Genomic DNA, 17,808 nt, shown 5'->3' on the forward strand with positions numbered 1-17,808 from the left:
TCATCCACGCCCACTCCGTAAATGGGAGCGTTTATATGAAAAAGTCACTCTTGTCCGCCGTGGCTCTGACCGCGCTTGTCGCGTTCAGCGGCAGCGCGTGGGCTGACATCCTGATCGGCGTCGCCGGTCCGATCACCGGCCCGAACGCCGCCTTTGGCGCGCAGCTGCAGAAGGGCGCCGAGCAGGCCGCCGCCGACATCAATGCTGCAGGCGGCATCAACGGCCAGCAGATCAAGCTCGAGATCGGCGACGACGTGTCGGATCCGAAGCAGGGCATCTCGGTCGCCAACAAGTTCGTCGCCGACGGCGTCAAGTATGTTGTCGGTCACTTCAACTCGGGCGTCACCATCCCGGCCTCGGAAGTCTATGCCGAGAACGGCATCCTGGTGATCACGCCTTCGGCCACCAACCCGCAGCTGACCGAGCGCGGCCTGTGGAACACGTTCCGCACCTGCGGACGCGACGACCAGCAGGGCAAGGTCGCCGGCGACTATCTCGCCAAGAACTTCAAGGACGCCAAGATCGCCGTCATCCACGACAAGACGCCTTACGGCCAGGGCCTCGCAGACGAAACCAAGAAGGCGCTGAACGGCAATGGCGTCACCGAAGCCCTCTATGAAGGCATCAATGTCGGCGACAAGGACTTCTCGGCCCTCATCGCCAAGATGAAGGAAGCCGGCGTCTCCGTCGTGTACTATGGCGGCCTGCACACCGAAGCCGGCCTGATCATGCGCCAGCTGGCCGACCAGGGCCTCAAGGCCCAGTTCATGTCGGGCGATGGCATCGTCTCGAACGAACTGGCCTCGATCGCCGGCGACGCCGTCAACGGCACGCTGATGACGTTCGCTCCGGATCCGCGCAAGAACCCGAACGCCAAGGAACTCGTCGAGAAGTTCCGCGCCGCCGGTTTCGAGCCGGAAGCCTACACGCTCTACTCCTATGCCGCCCTGCAGATCGTCGCCGCTGCCGCCGCCAAGGTCGGTTCCGCTGACGACGCGCAGAAGGTTGCGGACGAGATCAAGAAGAGCGGCCCGTGGAAGACCGCCATCGGCGACATCGGCTATGACGCCAAGGGCGACATCACCCGCCCTGACTACGTGCTGTACACCTGGAAGAAGGGTGACGACGGCAAGTACACCTACTTCGAGCAATAAGCCGGCAAAACGGCCTCAATTGCGAATGCCCGGCGCTACGCGCCGGGCATTTTCTTTTGTTCGAACAAGGTTGGCGCGAACGAACTATTTAAATCGGTTTAGGTGTCGCGCGAATCCGTTTGCACTGCAGCATTTTCACGCTAATCATTGCTCCAGCCCCCATCCTCCCAGCCTTTGGAGCCCTGTCCTTGGCCATCACGAAGATCCTCGTCGCCAACCGATCCGAAATCGCCATCCGCGTCTTTCGCGCGGCCAACGAGCTCGGCCTCAAAACCGTGGCGATCTGGGCCGAGGAGGACAAGTACTCGCTGCACCGCTTCAAGGCTGACGAAAGCTACCAGGTCGGGCGCGGACCGCATCTTGCCAAGGACATGGGGCCGATCGAAAGCTACCTGTCGATCGACGAGGTGATCCGCGTCGCCAGGCTGTCGGGAGCCGACGCCATCCACCCGGGCTATGGCCTGCTTTCGGAAAGCCCGGAATTCGCGGAGGCTTGCGCCGCCGCCGGCATCACCTTCATCGGCCCGAAGCCGGAGACGATGCGCCGGCTCGGCAACAAGGTCGCGGCGCGCAATCTGGCGATCGAGGTCGGCGTGCCCGTCGTGCCTGCCACCGATCCGCTACCGGACGACATGGAAGCGGTGAAGAAGCTTGCCGAGAAAATCGGCTATCCGGTGATGCTTAAGGCCTCGTGGGGTGGCGGCGGCCGCGGCATGCGCGCCATCCGCGCCGAAGCCGACCTTGCCCGCGAGGTGATGGAAGGCAAGCGCGAGGCCAAGGCCGCCTTCGGCAAGGACGAGGTCTATCTCGAGAAGCTGATCGAACGCGCCCGCCATGTCGAGGTGCAGGTTCTCGGCGACACGCATGGCAATGCCGTGCATCTGTTCGAGCGCGACTGCTCGATCCAGCGCCGCAACCAGAAGGTCGTCGAGCGGGCGCCGGCGCCTTATCTGAGCGAAGCGCTGCGCCAGGAGCTGTGCGGGTACGCGCTGAGGATCGCCAACGAGACCAGCTATATCGGCGCCGGCACGGTCGAGTTCCTGCAGGACGCCGATACCGGCAAATTCTACTTCATCGAAGTCAATCCGCGCATCCAGGTCGAGCACACCGTCACCGAGATGGTGACCGGCATCGATATCGTCAAAGCGCAGATCCACATCCTCGACGGCTTCGCCATCGGCACGCCGGACTCGGGCGTGCCGGCGCAGAAGGACATCAGGCTGAACGGCCACGCGCTGCAGTGCCGCATCACCACCGAGGATCCGGAGCACAATTTCATCCCGGACTATGGCCGCATCACCGCCTATCGCGGCGCCACCGGCTTCGGCATCCGGCTTGACGGCGGCACCGCCTATTCGGGCGCGGTCATCACCCGCTTCTACGATCCGCTGCTGGAGAAGGTGACGGCGTGGGCGCCGACGCCGGCCGAGACGATCGCTCGCATGAACCGCGCGCTGCGCGAGTTCCGCATTCGCGGCGTGGCAACCAACCTCACCTTCCTCGAGGCGATCATCAATCACCCGAGCTTCGCCGACAATTCCTATACGACGAAGTTCATCGACACGACGCCGGAACTGTTCCAGCAGGTGAAGCGGCAGGACCGCGCCACCAAGCTGCTCAACTACCTTGCCGATGTCAGCGTCAACGGCCATCCGGAAACGCGCGGCCGGCCGATGCCCAAGGCCGATGCGGCGGCGCCCGTGGTGCCCTATCTCAACGGCAAGGTGCCGGACGGCAGCAAGCAGCAGCTCGATGCGCTCGGCCCGGAAAAATTCGCCGCCTGGATGCGCGCCCAGACCCAGGTGCTGGTCACCGACACGACGATGCGCGACGGCCACCAGTCGCTGCTCGCCACCCGCATGCGCACGCATGACATTGCCGGCATCGCCGGCACCTATGCGCGGGCGCTGCCGCAGTTGCTGTCGCTGGAATGCTGGGGCGGCGCCACTTTCGACGTCGCCATGCGCTTCCTCACCGAGGATCCCTGGGAGCGGCTGGGCAAAGTGCGGGAGGCCGCGCCGAACCTTTTGCTGCAGATGCTTTTGCGCGGCGCCAACGGCGTCGGCTACACCAACTATCCCGACAATGTCGTGCAACATTTCGTCCGCCAAGCCGCTGCCGGCGGCGTCGACCTGTTCCGCGTCTTCGACTGCCTGAACTGGGTCGAGAACATGCGCGTCGCGATGGACGCGGTCGGCGCCGAGGGCAAGCTGATCGAAGCGGCGATGTGCTACACCGGCGACATCCTCGATCCGGCAAGGGCCAAATACGACCTCAAATACTATGTCGGGCTGGCGAAGGAACTCGAGGCCGCCGGCGCCCACATCATCGCCGTCAAGGACATGGCCGGACTCTTGAAGCCGTCGGCGGCGCGCGTGCTGTTCAAGGCCTTGCGCGAGGCGACCGACCTGCCGATCCATTTCCACACCCATGACACGTCGGGCCTGTCGGCGGCCACCGTGCTGGCGGCGGTCGAGACCGGCGTCGATGCCGTCGACGCGGCGATGGATTCCTTCTCCGGCAACACCTCGCAGCCCTGCCTCGGCTCGATCGTCGAGGCGCTGAAGGGCACCGAGCGCGATCCCGGCCTCGATCCGCAATGGATCCGCAAGATCTCGTTCTACTGGGAAGCGGTGCGCAACCAGTACGCGGCCTTCGAAAGCGACCTCAAGGGGCCGGCCTCGGAAGTCTACCTGCACGAAATGCCCGGCGGACAGTTCACCAACCTCAAGGAACAGGCGCGCTCGCTCGGCCTCGAAACGCGCTGGCACGAGGTGGCGCAGGCCTATCACGACGTCAACCTGATGTTCGGCGACATCGTCAAGGTGACGCCGTCGTCCAAGGTCGTCGGCGACATGGCGCTGATGATGGTGAGCCAGGACCTCACCGTCGCCGATGTCGAAAACCCGGCGCGCGACATCGCCTTCCCGGATTCGGTGGTCTCGATGCTGCGCGGCGATCTCGGCCAGTCGCCCGGCGGCTGGCCGCCGGCGCTGCAAAAGAAGGCGCTGAAGGGCGACAAGCCGATCACGGTGCGGCCAGGCTCGCTGCTTAAAGCGGCCGACCTCAAGGCCAGCCGCAAGGACATCGAGGGAAAGCTTGAGCGCAGGCTCAGCGAGTATGAATTCGCCTCCTGGCTGATGTACCCGAAGGTGTTCACCGACTTCGCCGCCGCGCAAGAAACCTATGGGCCGGTCAGCGTCTTGCCGACGCCGACCTATTTCTACGGCATGAAGTCGGAAGACGAGATCTTCGTCGATATCGAGAAGGGCAAGACGCTGGTGGTGCGCTGCCTTGCCATCGGCGACGTCGACGAGAAGGGCATGGTCACCGTGTTCTTCGAGCTCAACGGCCAGCCGCGGCGCGTCAAGGTGCCGGACCGCGCGCATGGCGCGTCAGCCGCCAAGGCGCGGCGCAAGGCGGAGCCCGGGAACGAGGCGCATGTCGGCGCGCCGATGCCGGGCGTGGTCTCGGCACTTGCCGTTGCCGCCGGCCAGGCGGTCAAGGCCGGCGACGTGCTGCTTTCAATCGAGGCGATGAAGATGGAGACGGCGCTGCATGCCGAGCGCGACGGGGTGGTCGCCGAAGTGCTGGTCAAGGCCGGCGACCAGATCGATGCCAAGGATCTGCTGATCGCATTCAGCTAAAGTGTGTTGCCATTCAGGTGATGCCGGCCTGCGAATGGCGGCTTCCTGCGCTTCCGGTGCTCACGTACTTCAAGTACGCTCCGCGCCGGTTCTCGGAAGCCACCATTCTCGACTCGGCCTGACCTGAATCTCAACGCACCTTGGGGCGTGCCTAACCGTTCATGCCGCACCGATAATGTCTTGACCCGCCGCGCCTGCTCGGGCATCGAACCCGCTCCAATTTGCCGGCCGGCCTTCGCGAGTCGCCGGTAGCCAAACGACGCGGAGAGAAAAATGGCCGACGATATCACCGAGACCAGCCAGACTGTTGCCGCCGGCCAGCTGCGCGCCTTCATCGAGCGCATCGAGCGGCTCGAGGAAGAGAAGAAGACGATTTCCGACGACATCAAGGACGTGTTCGCCGAGGCCAAGGGCACCGGCTTCGACACCAAGGCGATGCGCAGCATCATCCGGCTGCGCAAGAAGGACCAGGCGGAGCGCCAGGAGGAGGAGTCCATTCTCGACCTCTACAAAGCCGCCCTCGGCATGGTCTGAGAACGCGGTCCGGTCCGCTTTCGCAATTCTTTCGGACTGACGCGGGCGAGGCGTCTGGAGCCTCGCCCCGTAGCTTCCTCGCTTTAGCCTGGAGGCATTGCCGCGCGCGATGGCTGGCGGAGCGGCATCGACTACATTCACCACGACATGATTGACCGGCCGCCTTGGCGACCGGGATGTATCAGTTGTGCTCCGGCCGGCTGCTGTGCTGTAAGACAGGCTCTATACCTTTGCATTGACGCAATTCCGGACGGAAGCCGTTTCACACTTTTCCTGGAATTGCTCTAGGCAGGCTGCTGCGAGCATCAGACCATGAGCGAATTCGACTTTGGCGGCCGCCGCGCCTCGGAGTTCCGCCAGCGCGGCTTCTGGACCCTGTTCGCCGAGCGGCATCCTGAGGAAAGGGCCTCGCTGGCGCGCCGCGGGCCCTGGTTCTGGCAGCGCGGGCTGCCGGATTTCGCACTGGTCCTTTCCATGTATGTCGCGCCGGCGCAGAACCATGTCGGCGTCTTCTTCGGCCGCAACGAAAAGTTCGGCGCTACCGAATCGTGGTCGCGGCTGAAGCCGTTTCAACCGGCGATCGAAGGCAGGCTGAAACTCACATCCGAACAGAGTTGCGTGGGCCTCGGCATCAATTCGATGTGGCGGGTGAATTGCTACGCCGAGGACAATTGGCCGGCGATGGCCGACTGGCTGGTGACGGAATGCTCGCGCTTCGAGCAGGCCGTCGTCGTGGTTTTGGGGGAAGCCCGGCCCTAGGCCCGACGGTCGTTCGCTCTCCCAACCTGCCTGCGCTTCAGTTTGGCCCGGCCTCGTCGCGGCCGATTTCGTCCAGATGCTGCTGCAGCGCCAGTTTGTCGAGCGAGCCCATCGGCAGGTTGGTGAACACCGCGACGCGGTTGCTCAGCATGCGATAGGCTTCGGCGAAGGCGAGATGCTGTTCGGCCTCGGTGCCGGATGCCTTGGCGGGGTCCGGGACCGCCCAAAGCGCGGTCATCGGATGGCCGGGCCAGATCGGACAGCTTTCATTCGCCGTGTTGTCGCAGACGGTGAAGACGAAGTTCATCTCCGGCGCGTCAGGTCCGGAAAACTCCTCCCAGCTTTTCGACCGGGCGAAAGACGTGTCGTATTTCAGGCTTTCCAGCAGCTGCAGCGCATAGGGGTTGACGGCTCCTTTCGGCTGCGAGCCGGCAGAATAGGCTTTGAAACGACCGGCGCCGACCCGGTTCAGGATGGCCTCCCCCATGATCGACCGGGCCGAGTTCGCATTGCAGAGAAAAAGTACATTGTAGACATGATCGCTCATTTTGAACTCCTCCATGCTGGCGCTGCAAAATGACTGGCTGGCAATGCGGAACACAGGTTTCCGGCCCGCTTGAGCATTGATGCCAGATTTCCGTGTCATATTCGCGTCACGTGTCGCGGGGGCTTGCTTTGACGGCAGGCTCCGGCATTTTCGAAGCGGCATGATCGCAAGCGGGGCCCCAACCGATGGACGATTCGCATCCGGCCGGCATGGTGTCCAGCAAGCTCGTTGGCCTGGCCGGCTTCTTCCGCTCGCGCTGGCGGGGCCGGGTGCCGCTCGACCGGCTGTTCTGGCGCGACATGGCCTTTGTCGGCACGGCCATCAACATCGCATCGTCGGTGCTGGCGCTGATCCTGCTCGGGCTGAAGCTGCCGCTCTGGCTGGTCCTGAGCGTGCATTTCGCGCCGGTGCCCTACAATCTCTTCCTGACCTTCGCCGTCTGGCGAACCGCGGAAACGTCAGGCGGTGGCAAGGCCTCGCTGATGATGCTGGGCTCGGCGCTGTGGCTGATCGCGACAGTCGTGGCTTGAAACGAAAAAGGGCGGCCGGAGCCGCCCTTGCAGACGATGAGGTTGCGACGGCCGTTAGTGCGGTTCAGCGTTTCATGAGATCGCTGACCCGCCCTAACTATTTATTTTTACGCAATTCCGGACGGAAAACCGCTGCGCACTTTTCCTGGAATTGCACTAGGCGGCCGGCTCGAATTTCAGCGCCACGCCGTTGATGCAGTAGCGCAGGCCGGTCGGCGGCGGGCCGTCCTCGAAGACATGGCCGAGATGGCTGCCGCAGTGGGCGCAGTGGCATTCGGTCCGCACCATGCCGTAGCTGCGGTCGACCGTGGTCTCGACCGAGCCCGGCACCGGGTCGTTGAAGCTAGGCCAGCCGGTGCCGCTCTCGAATTTCAGCTTGGATTCGAACAGCGGCTGGTCGCAGCCGACGCAGGAAAACGTGCCGGCGCGCTTCTCGTAAAGCAGGGCGCAACTGCCGGGCCGCTCGGTGCCATGATTGCGCATCACGGCATATTGCTCGGGCGTCAGCCGGGCGCGCCATTCGGCATCGGTACGGGTGACGGGATAGGCGTGGGTGTCCATGAAGATCTCCTCGGCCTTGGCGGCTCGTTGTTGGTTGCAAGCCATATTCGCACCAAGATAGGTGTTTGTTACACCACTGACCAGCGCATCCGTTGGCTTCGAATTGGCCTCTCCTTATTGTCGTCGGCGCTGCCCCTCACCTGCCTGCCGGCATCCTCTCCCCGTATAGTGACGGGGAGAGGGGCGCTCTCATTGATGGTTTCGCCAATCGCCAACGTCGCAGGAAGAAGTGTTGAGCTTGCGGCCGGCCCCCTTCGCCCCGTCACTATACGGGGAGAAGGTGCCGGCAGGCGGATGAGGGGCGGCGCCGACTTCCGCGAATTACCGCCACGCTCAATGCTTCCTTGAAAGCTGCTTCGTCGCGGCTTCCAGCCCGGCAAGCGTCAGCGGAAACATGCGGCCGCCGAAGGTGTCGCGGATCATCCCGATAGAATGGGTGTAGCCCCAGTTCTTCTGGCTCTCCGGATTCAGCCATATCGCATTCGGCCATTGCTGCAGCAGGCGGCCGAGCCAGACGTTGCCGGCCTCAGGGTTCCAGTGCTCCACCGAGCCGCCGGGATGCGCCAGCTCGTAGGGGCTCATCGAGGCATCGCCGACGACGATCACCTTGTAGTCAGGGCCGTATTTGTGGATGAGGTCGAAGGTCGGAATCGTTTCGGCCAAGCGGCGGCGATTGTCCTTCCAGACGCGCTCGTAGAGGCAGTTGTGGAAGTAGAAATATTCGAGCTGCCGGAATTCGGCGCGGGCGGCGGAGAACAGCTCCTCGACGCCTCTGATATGATCGTCCATCGAACCGCCGACATCGAAGAACATCAAAAGCTTGACCGCGTTGCGCCGTTCCGGCCGCGTCTTGACGTCGAGATAGCCGTGCTCGGCGGTGGCGTGAATGGTGCCGGGCAGATCGAACTCCTCCTCGGCGCCTTCGCGTACCCAGCGGCGCAGCCGCTTCAGCGCCACCTTGATGTTGCGCGTGCCGAGCTCGACACCGTCGTCGAAATTCCTGAATTCGCGCTTGTCCCAGACTTTTACCGCGCGGCGGTGGCGGCTTTCGTGCTGGCCGATGCGCACGCCTTCCGGATTGTAGCCATAGGCGCCGAAGGGCGAGGTGCCGCCGGTGCCGATCCATTTCGAGCCGCCCTGGTGGCGGCCCTTCTGCTCCTCCAGCCGCTGCTTCAGCGTCTCCATCAGCTTCTCGAAGCCGCCCAGAGCCTCGACCAGCCTTTTCTCCTCCTCGGTCAGGTGCTTCTCGGCGAGCCGGCGCAGCCATTCCTCGGGAATGTTGGCGACCTCGACGGCGTCCGGCCCGCCAAGCGCCTCGACGCCCTTGAAGACATGCGCGAACACCTGGTCGAAGCGGTCGATATGGCGCTCGTCCTTCACCAGGGCCGCGCGGGCGAGGTAATAAAAACCCTCGACATCATAGTCGACCAGCCCGGCTTCCAGCCCCTCCAGCAGCGACAGATATTCCCTGAGCGAAACGGGAACCCGCGCGGCTTTCAATTCGAGGAAGAAGGGGATGAACATGCGGCCATCTATAGCAGGTCGTATTCGATGAAGCCCGTGCGGCGCGCGACATGGTCGTAGAGCCGGCGCGCGGTGGCGTTGGTCTCGTGCGTCATCCAGTAGACGTTCTTCACCCCGATCTTGCCGGCCTCGTCCTGCACCGCCTTGATCAACGCGGCGCCCACGCCCTTGCCGCGCACGCCCGGGTCAGCGAACAGGTCCTGCAGGTAGCAGTTGTTGACCAGCGACCAGCAGGAGCGGTGGTAGATATAATGGGTGAGACCCACCGCCTTGCCGTCCAGCGTGGCGATAAAACCTTTCGGCTCGAACTCGCCTTCCGTGAACAGCCGCTTCCAGGTCAGGGCGTAGACCTCGTCCGGCAGCTTGGTCTCGTAGAAGATGAGGTAGGCCGTCCACAGGCGCCGCCAGTCGGCATGATCTGACTGCGCGAGCGGGCGGATGGTGATCTCGGTCATTTCGTTTCCTCCGAACTTTTCCGATACGACGCTGCCTCGGAGGCCGGTTGACGGCAAAGGTCCACAGCCAGGGAAAGCACTGTTGCTGGCGGCCTAGCCCTGCCGTCTCGCCATGAAGGCCAGGCGCTCGAACAAATGGACGTCCTGTTCGTTCTTCAGCAGCGCGCCGTGCAGCTTCGGCAGCATGTTCTTGGGGTCGGCGCGCAGGTCCTCCGGCGCGATGTCGTCGGCGACCAGCAGGCGGATCCAGTCGAGCGCCTCGGAGGTCGACGGCTTCTTCTTCAGGCCCGGCACGTCGCGGATCTCGTAGAACTGCGTGAGCGCCGCCCGCACCAGGTTCTGCTTGATGCCGGGGTAGTGGACGTCGACGATGCGGTGCAGCGTCTCGATGTCGGGGAAGCGGATGTAGTGGAAGAAGCAGCGGCGCAGGAAGGCGTCCGGCAGTTCCTTCTCGTTGTTCGAGGTGATGATGACGATCGGCCTCAGCGCCGCGTGGATCGTCTCGCCGGTCTCGTAGACGAAGAATTCCATGCGGTCGAGTTCCTGCAGCAGGTCGTTGGGAAACTCGATGTCGGCCTTGTCGATCTCGTCGATCAGAAGCACCACCTTCTTCGGCGCGGCAAAGGCATCCCAGAGCTTGCCGCGCTTGATGTAGTTCCTGATATCGCTAAAGCGGTCGTCGCCGAGCTGGCTGTCGCGCAGCCGCGAAACGGCGTCATACTCGTAGAGGCCCTGCTGCGCCTTGGTGGTCGACTTGACGTTCCATTCGATGAAATCCAGGCCGAGCGCCGCCGCCACCTGGCGGGCAAGCTCGGTCTTGCCGGTGCCGGGCTCGCCCTTGACCAGCAAGGGCCGCTCGAGCGCGATCGCCGCGTTGACCGCAACCATCAGATCCTTGTCGGCAACATAGGCCGCGGTGCCTTCGAAACGCATTTTTTCTCCTGGCCGTTTTGCGGCGACCGTAAGGAGGCGAACTCGGCGGCGCAAGAGCGGGGCAGGGGGACGCTTCGTTCGGCGGTCCCGGAAGCGGCGAATAACGTCGGTGCGGCCAGCCGTTTCTCTGGCGCTCGGGCAGCCATCGGCCTATATTGGTCTCGGCGGTCTGCGCTTCCCGGCAGGTGAAACTTATCCCCGGGGCCTTATCGATCCTTAGGGAGCTGTCCCTGGGAAGACCCGTGGGTTTTCTCACACGGCGCCCACCTACTTTGTAGGCACCCGGGATCGACCTCTCCACCGGTTGTGTGGATCGTCACCTGACGGCAAAGGATCCACTCCCCGTGGATGATGTGTCAGAAGACGTCGCTCCTAAAGCTCCCTCCAGATCTGACCTTTTCTAGCGTCCGCGCATGACCTCTTCCAAAGACCTGAAAAAACATCTGCGCAAGGAAGCGCTGGCGCGCCGCGATGCGCTCGACGAATTCTGGCGCGTGGAGATCGCGCTCGAGATGGCCGAGACGGCGCGCGACCAGATCGCCGTCGAGCCGGGGCAGATCATCTCCGGCTTCTGGCCGATGCGCTCCGAGGTCGACGTGCGGCCGCTGATGTTCGCGCTCCGCGAAAAGGGCGCCAGGCTCTGCCTGCCGGCCATCCTCGACAAGAGCACGATCGTCTTTCGCGAGCTGGTGCGCGGGGCGCCGATGGTCGAGATGGGCTTCGGCACGGTCGGACCGCATGAGGAGGCGGCGGTGCTCGATCCGTCCGTCATGCTGGTGCCGCTCGCCGCCTTCGACGCGCGCGGCCATCGCATCGGTTACGGCGCCGGCTACTACGACCGCGCCATCGGCAAGCTGGCCGACAAGGGGCTGACGCCGAGGCTGATCGGCATCGCCTTCGACTGCCAGGAGGTGGCACAGGTCCCCGATGAGAACCACGACGTGATCATTCCGGAAATACTGACAGAGAGCGGGTTGCGCCGGTTCACGCCGGAATTGTAGAAAAGCGTTTGAGAACGCATGATCTTTTGCGGAAAGTCATGCAGCTTTTGCTTGGCGGACTTTCGGCACGGAATCATATGAGACTTCTTTTCCTCGGCGACATGGTCGGAAAACTGGACGCACGGCGGTGTGGGAGCAACTGCCGGGCCTGATCTCCGACTTCAAGCTCGACTTCGTTATCGTCAATGGCGAGAACGCCGCTGGCGGCTTCGGCATCACCGAGGAGATTTTTCGCGAGACGCTCGCCGCCGGCGCCGACGTCGTCACCACCGGCAACCACGTCTGGGACCAGCGCGACGCGCTGGTCTTCGCGCCGCGCGAGGAGCGCTTCCTGCGTCCGTCCAATTTCCCCAAGGGCACGCCGGGGCGCGGCTCCGGCGTCTACATCGCCCGGAACGGCGCGCGCGTGCTGGTCGCCAACATCATGGGGCGCGTCTTCATGCATCCCGAGCTCGACGATCCATTCCAGGCCGGCGAGCGCGAGCTCGCCGCCTGCCCTCTCGGCGAGCAGGCTGATGCCGTCGTCATCGATTTCCACGCCGAGGCAACGTCGGAAAAGATGTGCTTCGCGCATTTCGTCGACGGCCGCGCCAGCCTCGTCGTTGGCACCCATACCCACCAGCCGACCGCCGACCACCAGATCCTCAACGGCGGCACCGCCTACCTGTCGGATGCCGGCATGTGCGGCGACTACGATTCCTCGCTCGGCATGGACAAGGAGGAGCCGCTCAACCGCTTCCTGTCGAAAGTGCCGAAAGGCCGCTTCGAGGCGGCGAGCGGGCCGGCGACGCTGTGTGGCGTCGGCGTCGACATCTCCGACCGCACCGGGCTGGCCGAGAAGATCGCGCCGTTTCGTCGCGGGCCGCGGCTCGAGGAAACCGCAGCGTCCTTCTGGTCGTGACATTGATATGAGCGGCGTCAGTACCTAACTGGCGGCGACACCTGCTTCAGATCGTAGAGGGGACGACCTCCATGCAGCTCATCGAATTCCTGGCGCCGCACTTTGCCTTCGTCTCCGACCCGACCGCCTGGGTGGCGCTGCTGACGCTGGTGGTGCTGGAGGTCGTGCTCGGCATCGACAATCTGATCTTCATCTCGATCCTGACCAACAAATTGCCCGAGGCGCAAAGAGCGCGCGCGCGCCGGCTCGGCATTTCGGCGGCGCTGATCATGCGGCTGGTGCTGCTCGCCACCATCTCGATCATCGTCCAGCTGACGACGCCGGTGTTCACCGCGCTCGGCCACGGCTTCTCCTGGCGCGACCTGATCCTGATCGCCGGCGGCCTGTTCCTGGTGTGGAAGGCGACCAAGGAAATCCACCACACGGTCGATCCCGAGGATCACAAGGACACGATGCTCGGCGAGACGCTGCAGATCTCGCTCGCCGGCGCGATCTTCCAGATCCTGTTGCTCGACCTCGTCTTCTCGATCGATTCGATCATCACCGCCGTCGGCATGACCGACGAGATCGCCATCATGTACATCGCCGTCATCGTGGCGGTGAGCGTGATGATGCTGGCGGCCGGGCCGCTTGCCGACTTCATCGCCAAGAACCCCAGCATCGTCATGCTGGCGCTGGGCTTCCTTTTGATGATCGGCATGACGCTGATCGCCGACGGCATGGGCTACCACGTGCCGAAGGGCTACATCTACGCGGCGATGGGTTTTTCGGCGCTGGTCGAGGGCCTCAACATGCTGGCGCGGCGGCGCAAGAAGGCAAGGTCCGGCGAAGGGCATTGAAGCGAAGCAGGTTTCGTCGTCAACTCCGAGGCCTGCGGCAGATGCCTTGCGCATCCGATGTCACGCGCGGCTGGACGAATTGAGCCGATTTATCTATAAGCCGGCCATTCCGACAGCGAGCGCCATATGCCCTACAGGCGTATCAGGGACGCTCTGAAATTTTGAATTCGAGCATTTTGAGAAGAGCGAGGTGTCTTCACCTGGCTTCAGGATGCTCTAGCCGAACACGACAGGGGTGCCATGGCTGGCCATTCACAGTTCAAGAACATCATGCATCGCAAGGGCCGCCAGGACGCGGTGCGGTCGAAAATGTTTTCCAAGCTGGCGCGCGAAATCACCGTCGCCGCCAAGACCGGAACGCCGGACCCGGCGATGAATCCGCGGCTGCGCCTTGCCGTGCAGAACGCCAAGGCCGTGTCGATGCCGAAGGACAACATCCAGCGCGCCATCAACAAGGCTTCCGCCGGCGACGGCGAAAACTACGAGGCGGTACGCTATGAGGGCTACGGCCCGGGCGGCGTGGCGCTGATCGTCGAGGCGCTGACCGACAACCGCAACCGTTCGGCTTCGAACGTGCGCGCCGCCTTCACCAAGGCCGGCGGGGCGCTGGGCGAAACCGGCTCGGTGTCGTTCATGTGGAACCGGGCCGGCGAGATCTACTATCCGGCATCGGCCGGCGACGCCGACAAGGTCATGGAAGCGGCGATCGAAGCCGGCGCGGACGACGTCGAATCGGACGAGGAAGGCCACACCATCTACTGCGCCTTCGAGAATCTCGGCGACGTGTCGAAGGCGCTGGAAGCCTCGCTCGGCGAGGCGGAATCGGTGAAGCCGATCTGGCAGCCGCAGAACAACGTTCCGGTTGACGAGGAACGCGCGCAGTCGCTGATGAAGCTGGTCGCCACGCTCGAGGACGACGACGACGTGCAGAGCGTCTACGCCAATTTCGAGGTCGACGACGAGACCATGGCCAAGCTCAGCGCGGCCTAAGTCCGAAATATGAGCGAAGCTCAATCCGAGATGAGCGACAAGCCGCTGCCCACCGTCCGCATCACCTATTGCACGCAGTGCCAGTGGCTGCTCAGAGCCGGCTGGATGGCGCAGGAGCTGCTCTCGACCTTCGGCACCGATCTCGGCGAAGTGACGCTGGTGCCCGGCACCGGCGGCATCTTCAGCATTTCCTGCAACGACACGCTTGTCTGGGAGCGCAAGCGCGACGGCGGGTTTCCCGACGCCGCGAAGCTCAAGCAGCTGGTCCGCGACGTCATCGATCCGGACCGGGATCTCGGCCACTCGGATCGCAAGGGCCACAAAACGAAAGACCCGGCTTGAAGCCGGGTCTTTTGCGTTGAGCCAGACGCCTTTCAAATCAGCGCCATGATAAAGCAGGCCATCGACACGATGGCGGTGACGGTGCGGACGTGGTTCCACATCACCCATGCATTCAGATGGTTCGCCCACACGGCGGCGCCGTTGGCACTTGCCGGGTCGACGGCGGCGAGCGCGTCGTTGAGCGGCACGTTGAAGACCATGGTCACGATCGGGTTGCCGATCAGGTAGATCACGGCGCCGGCAATAAGCCAGTACGAACCCGACTGGCTCCAGCCAAAGAGAACGGCGGCAATGAGCACGAGACAGATGAGACCGGTGCCGAACAGCGCCGTCATGAAGGTCGGCGTGATCACCGTGACGTTGATCGAATTCATTGCAGCGATGCCGCTTGGGATAGGCAGCCGGGCGAGCGCCGCCATGACGAAATTGGAAAAGGCGAAGAAGACGCCGCCGACGACGCCGGAGCCGATCGCGGCGATGAAGGTGAGTGTGGGTAGCAGTTTCATCATCTCAGTTGCTCCAGACGCCGCTGGCGGCGGTTTCGGTTGCGTAGGCGGAAAAGTCCTTCGGCTGGCGGCCGAGCGCGCGCTGCACGCCGTCGGCCAGCGTCTCGTTGCGGCCGTCGAGCACCTTCGTGAAGAGCTCGTCGAGCAGCCAGGCGAATTCCGGCGGCAGGTTGTGCGCCGCCACCGCCTCGGCGAATTCGGCATGTGAGATCTGCCGGTAGCGGATGTCACGGCCGGCGGCATTACCGATCTCGGCGACGGCGTCGGCGAAGCTCAGCAGGCGCGGGCCGGTGAGCTCGTAAAGCTGGCCGATATGACCTGGCTCCGTCAAAACGGTTGCGGCGACGTCGGCGATGTCGTCGACATCGACGAAAGGTTCACCGACATTGCCGACCGGCAAGGCGACCTCGCCCTCGAGAATGGACTCGATCAGGAAGCCCTCGCTGAAATTCTGCGAGAACCAGGCGCAGCGCAGGATGGTCCAGTCGGCGCCGGAGGCTTTCAACATCTCCTCGGCGCGCTGGGCTTCAGGCTCGCCGCGACCGGAGAGCAGCATCAGGCGCCTGACGCCGCGTTCGACGGCAAGCCGGGCAAACGCCTCGACGGTTTCGGCGGCGCCCGGCACGGCGATGTCTGGATAGTAGCTGATGTAGACGGCGCCGACGCCTTCGAGCGAAGGGCCCCATGTTTCCTTGTCCAGCCAGTCGAAGGGTGGCGTGCCAGCGCGCGAGCCGATGCGCACGGGAATGTTCCTGGCGGTCAGCCGTTCGGCCAGGCGCCGGCCGGTCTTGCCGGTGCCGCCCAGGATCAAAACAGGTTTTGTAGTCATCTCGATCTCCTCGGTTGGCAAATATGAGTAATCCTCACATTTGCAAAACGTGATAAACCCTCGTATTTTGTGAGTCAAGCGAGTTATCGCAGAATCTTTCCGGAGGGCTCCATGGAAGGCAGAAGTGCCGCGCCGCATCAGCAGGATGGATCAGTGGCTTCGCCACGCCGCTCCCCGACCCAGCAGCGCAGCCGCGAACGCGTCGAACGGATGCTCGCCGCCGCCTCGGCGCTGATTGCCGCGCAAGGCAGCGACGCGATGCGCATGGGCGAGGTGGCGGAAAGGGCAGGCGTGTCGATCGGCTCGCTCTACCAGTTCTTCCCCGACAAGCGGGCGATCGTCTGGGCGCTGGCCGAGCGCTACACGGCCGAAAGCCAGGCCTGTATCGCCGCGGCGCTCAAGGATGTCGCAGACGCCGAGGGCTTGCGGCGGGCATTCTCGGAACTGGTCGATATCTACTACCGGCTGTTCCTGGCCGAGCCGGTGATGCGCGACATCTGGTCGGGCACCCAGGCCGACAAGGCGTTGCGCGAGCTCGAGCTCGCCGACAGCCGCGCCAATGCCGAATTCCTCGTCGCGGTGCTGAAGCGACTGCGGCCCGATGCCGATCCGGTGGCACTGGAAACCACAGCCTTCCTGGTCTGGCAGATGGGCGAGGCGGCCATGCGCCTGGCGATCTCCGTCGACCGCCAGGAGGGCGACAGGCTGGTCGCGGCCTACAAGCGCATGGCGCTGAGGGAACTGGTGGGCGAGTAGGCGACGTTCGCGATTTGCGAAACAGTTGACGACAGTGCCCCTCTCCCGTCTACGGGGAGAAGGGAGCTGTCATGGCAACAAAAAACCCGCCTCGAGGGCGGGTTTTTCAAAATCTGTCAGGCGTATCCGGCTTAGAGGCCGAAGCCTTCGAAGCGCTTCTTGAACTTCGACAGGCGGCCGCCGCGGTCGAGCAAGGTCTGCTGGCCGCCGGTCCAGGCCGGGTGCGTGGTCGGGTCGATATCGAGGTTCATCGTATCGCCTTCCTTGCCCCAGGTCGAACGGGTCGAGTATTCGGTGCCATCGGTCATGACGACCTTGATGGTGTGGTAGTCGGGATGGATGTCGGCCTTCATTGTCGTTTTTCCTGGCTTGTGGCGCTGCCGACGGGCCCATGGCCTGCGTCGATGCGCCCCTTTTTAAAACTCGAAGCCGCAGCTATTGAGGAGCCACGGCTTCTAAAACGGTCGGCGAGCCTATACATCAGCCGGAATTGAATCACAAGGCCGCGGCGGGCGCATATTGCACGCACTGCCCGAAGGCGGCCAGAGGAAACGCTCATGGCGGATATCAGTGGCGATGCAGACGGGCGCCGGCGCTCGCTCGGGCCGCTCAAGCGCCTTTATCCCTACATCTTCCGCTACCGCACGATGGTCGTCGGCGCGCTCATCTCGCTGGCCGTGGCGGCGGGGACGACGCTGGCCTTACCAATGGCCGTGCGGCGTATGATCGATAACGGGTTCTCGTCCTCCGGCTCGACCTTCATTGCCGAATATTTCGCAGCGCTGGTGGCGATGGCGGCGCTTTTGGCGGCCGCATCGGCGGGGCGCTACTATTTCGTCATCACGCTTGGCGAGCGCGTCGTCGCCGACATCCGCCGCGACGTTTTCGCCCATGTCACGACGCTGTCGCCGGCTTTCTTCGACAAGGCCCATTCGGGCGAGATCGTGTCGCGGCTCGCCGCGGACACCACGCAGGTGAAATCGGCGGTCGGCGCCACCGC

General features: G+C 63.9%; 19 protein-coding genes, 1 other RNA gene and 1 pseudogene. 13 read left to right on the forward strand and 8 right to left on the reverse strand.

What is annotated here, in order from left to right; genetic code table 11:
• Window positions 1–35 precede the first annotated feature (35 nt).
• From EN738_RS06415 to EN738_RS06430, 4 genes are all read left to right on the forward strand, one after another.
• Window positions 36–1,154 (forward strand): branched-chain amino acid ABC transporter substrate-binding protein, encoded by a 1,119-nt coding sequence (locus tag EN738_RS06415; RefSeq protein WP_127282964.1) that lies wholly within the window; start codon window positions 36–38, stop codon window positions 1,152–1,154.
• 188 nt (window positions 1,155–1,342) lie between these two features.
• Window positions 1,343–4,801: a pyruvate carboxylase gene (gene pyc, locus EN738_RS06420; protein WP_127282965.1), complete on the forward strand. Its 3,459-nt coding sequence runs from the start codon at window positions 1,343–1,345 to the stop codon at window positions 4,799–4,801.
• Between the two features lie 273 nt (window positions 4,802–5,074).
• The gene (locus EN738_RS06425) at window positions 5,075–5,335 is read left to right on the forward strand and encodes a DUF2312 domain-containing protein (RefSeq protein ID WP_127282966.1); all 261 of its coding nucleotides are present in this window, start codon (window positions 5,075–5,077) and stop codon (window positions 5,333–5,335) included.
• 312 nt (window positions 5,336–5,647) lie between these two features.
• The gene (locus EN738_RS06430; RefSeq protein ID WP_127282967.1) at window positions 5,648–6,094 is read left to right on the forward strand and encodes a hypothetical protein; all 447 of its coding nucleotides are present in this window, start codon (window positions 5,648–5,650) and stop codon (window positions 6,092–6,094) included.
• A gap of 37 nt (window positions 6,095–6,131) precedes the next feature.
• On the opposite strand, the gene EN738_RS06435 is transcribed toward EN738_RS06430, so the two are convergent.
• On the reverse strand, window positions 6,132–6,641 hold the full coding sequence (locus EN738_RS06435) for an arsenate reductase ArsC (protein ID WP_127282968.1): 510 nt from the start codon (window positions 6,639–6,641) through the stop codon (window positions 6,132–6,134).
• Between the two features lie 185 nt (window positions 6,642–6,826).
• Between EN738_RS06435 and EN738_RS06440 the strand changes: the two genes are divergently transcribed.
• Window positions 6,827–7,171 carry a hypothetical protein gene (locus EN738_RS06440; protein ID WP_189524291.1) on the forward strand — a complete coding sequence of 115 codons (345 nt, stop codon included), beginning with the start codon at window positions 6,827–6,829 and terminating at the stop codon, window positions 7,169–7,171.
• 156 nt (window positions 7,172–7,327) lie between these two features.
• Here EN738_RS06440 and msrB read toward each other — a convergent pair whose 3' ends face one another.
• The 4 genes from msrB to EN738_RS06465 all read right to left on the reverse strand — a co-directional run bounded on the left by msrB (window position 7,328) and on the right by EN738_RS06465 (window position 10,644).
• The gene (msrB, locus tag EN738_RS06445) at window positions 7,328–7,732 is read right to left on the reverse strand and encodes a peptide-methionine (R)-S-oxide reductase MsrB (protein WP_127282969.1); all 405 of its coding nucleotides are present in this window, start codon (window positions 7,730–7,732) and stop codon (window positions 7,328–7,330) included.
• Window positions 7,733–8,065: 333 nt separating this feature from the next.
• A complete protein-coding gene (locus tag EN738_RS06455) occupies window positions 8,066–9,256 on the reverse strand; it encodes a VWA domain-containing protein (protein WP_127282970.1) in 1,191 nt (396 codons plus the stop codon).
• Between the two features lie 8 nt (window positions 9,257–9,264).
• Complete coding sequence (locus tag EN738_RS06460) at window positions 9,265–9,711, reverse strand: GNAT family N-acetyltransferase (protein ID WP_127282971.1); 447 nt, start codon at window positions 9,709–9,711, stop codon at window positions 9,265–9,267.
• A gap of 93 nt (window positions 9,712–9,804) precedes the next feature.
• Window positions 9,805–10,644, reverse strand: coding sequence for a MoxR family ATPase (locus EN738_RS06465; RefSeq protein ID WP_127282972.1), 840 nt, complete (start codon window positions 10,642–10,644; stop codon window positions 9,805–9,807).
• 163 nt (window positions 10,645–10,807) lie between these two features.
• Between EN738_RS06465 and ssrS the strand changes: the two genes are divergently transcribed.
• From ssrS to EN738_RS06495, 6 genes and pseudogenes are all read left to right on the forward strand, one after another.
• A non-coding RNA gene (gene ssrS, locus EN738_RS06470) (6S RNA) lies at window positions 10,808–10,963 on the forward strand.
• A 94-nt stretch (window positions 10,964–11,057) separates the two neighbouring features.
• On the forward strand, window positions 11,058–11,645 hold the full coding sequence (locus EN738_RS06475) for a 5-formyltetrahydrofolate cyclo-ligase (RefSeq protein ID WP_127282973.1): 588 nt from the start codon (window positions 11,058–11,060) through the stop codon (window positions 11,643–11,645).
• Between the two features lie 77 nt (window positions 11,646–11,722).
• Window positions 11,723–12,546, forward strand: a pseudogene (locus EN738_RS06480) (YmdB family metallophosphoesterase).
• A gap of 71 nt (window positions 12,547–12,617) precedes the next feature.
• The gene (locus EN738_RS06485; RefSeq protein ID WP_127282975.1) at window positions 12,618–13,385 is read left to right on the forward strand and encodes a TerC family protein; all 768 of its coding nucleotides are present in this window, start codon (window positions 12,618–12,620) and stop codon (window positions 13,383–13,385) included.
• A gap of 240 nt (window positions 13,386–13,625) precedes the next feature.
• Window positions 13,626–14,375, forward strand: a complete 750-nt coding sequence (locus EN738_RS06490) for a YebC/PmpR family DNA-binding transcriptional regulator (RefSeq protein WP_127282976.1) — start codon at window positions 13,626–13,628, stop codon at window positions 14,373–14,375.
• Window positions 14,376–14,384: 9 nt separating this feature from the next.
• Window positions 14,385–14,717, forward strand: coding sequence for a SelT/SelW/SelH family protein (locus EN738_RS06495; RefSeq protein WP_127282977.1), 333 nt, complete (start codon window positions 14,385–14,387; stop codon window positions 14,715–14,717).
• 32 nt (window positions 14,718–14,749) lie between these two features.
• Here the strand turns inward: EN738_RS06495 and EN738_RS06500 are convergent, their stop codons facing one another.
• Both EN738_RS06500 and EN738_RS06505 read right to left on the reverse strand, forming a co-directional pair.
• Window positions 14,750–15,226, reverse strand: coding sequence for a DUF1772 domain-containing protein (locus EN738_RS06500; RefSeq protein ID WP_127282978.1), 477 nt, complete (start codon window positions 15,224–15,226; stop codon window positions 14,750–14,752).
• 1 nt (window position 15,227) lies between these two features.
• A complete protein-coding gene (locus EN738_RS06505) occupies window positions 15,228–16,052 on the reverse strand; it encodes an NAD(P)H-binding protein (RefSeq protein ID WP_127282979.1) in 825 nt (274 codons plus the stop codon).
• A 111-nt stretch (window positions 16,053–16,163) separates the two neighbouring features.
• Here EN738_RS06505 and EN738_RS06510 point away from each other — a divergent pair, with 111 nt between their 5' ends.
• Window positions 16,164–16,808 (forward strand): TetR/AcrR family transcriptional regulator, encoded by a 645-nt coding sequence (locus tag EN738_RS06510; RefSeq protein WP_127282980.1) that lies wholly within the window; start codon window positions 16,164–16,166, stop codon window positions 16,806–16,808.
• A 131-nt stretch (window positions 16,809–16,939) separates the two neighbouring features.
• On the opposite strand, the gene rpmE is transcribed toward EN738_RS06510, so the two are convergent.
• Complete coding sequence (gene rpmE, locus EN738_RS06515; RefSeq protein WP_023668748.1) at window positions 16,940–17,161, reverse strand: 50S ribosomal protein L31; 222 nt, start codon at window positions 17,159–17,161, stop codon at window positions 16,940–16,942.
• Between the two features lie 204 nt (window positions 17,162–17,365).
• On the opposite strand from rpmE, the gene EN738_RS06520 reads away from it, so the two are divergent.
• The coding region (locus EN738_RS06520; protein WP_245494383.1) for an ABC transporter transmembrane domain-containing protein at window positions 17,366–17,808 on the forward strand (443 nt) is incomplete at its 3' end.

This window comes from Mesorhizobium sp. M4B.F.Ca.ET.017.02.2.1 (assembly GCF_003998955.1).
GTDB classification, from domain to species: domain Bacteria; phylum Pseudomonadota; class Alphaproteobacteria; order Rhizobiales; family Rhizobiaceae; genus Mesorhizobium; species Mesorhizobium abyssinicae.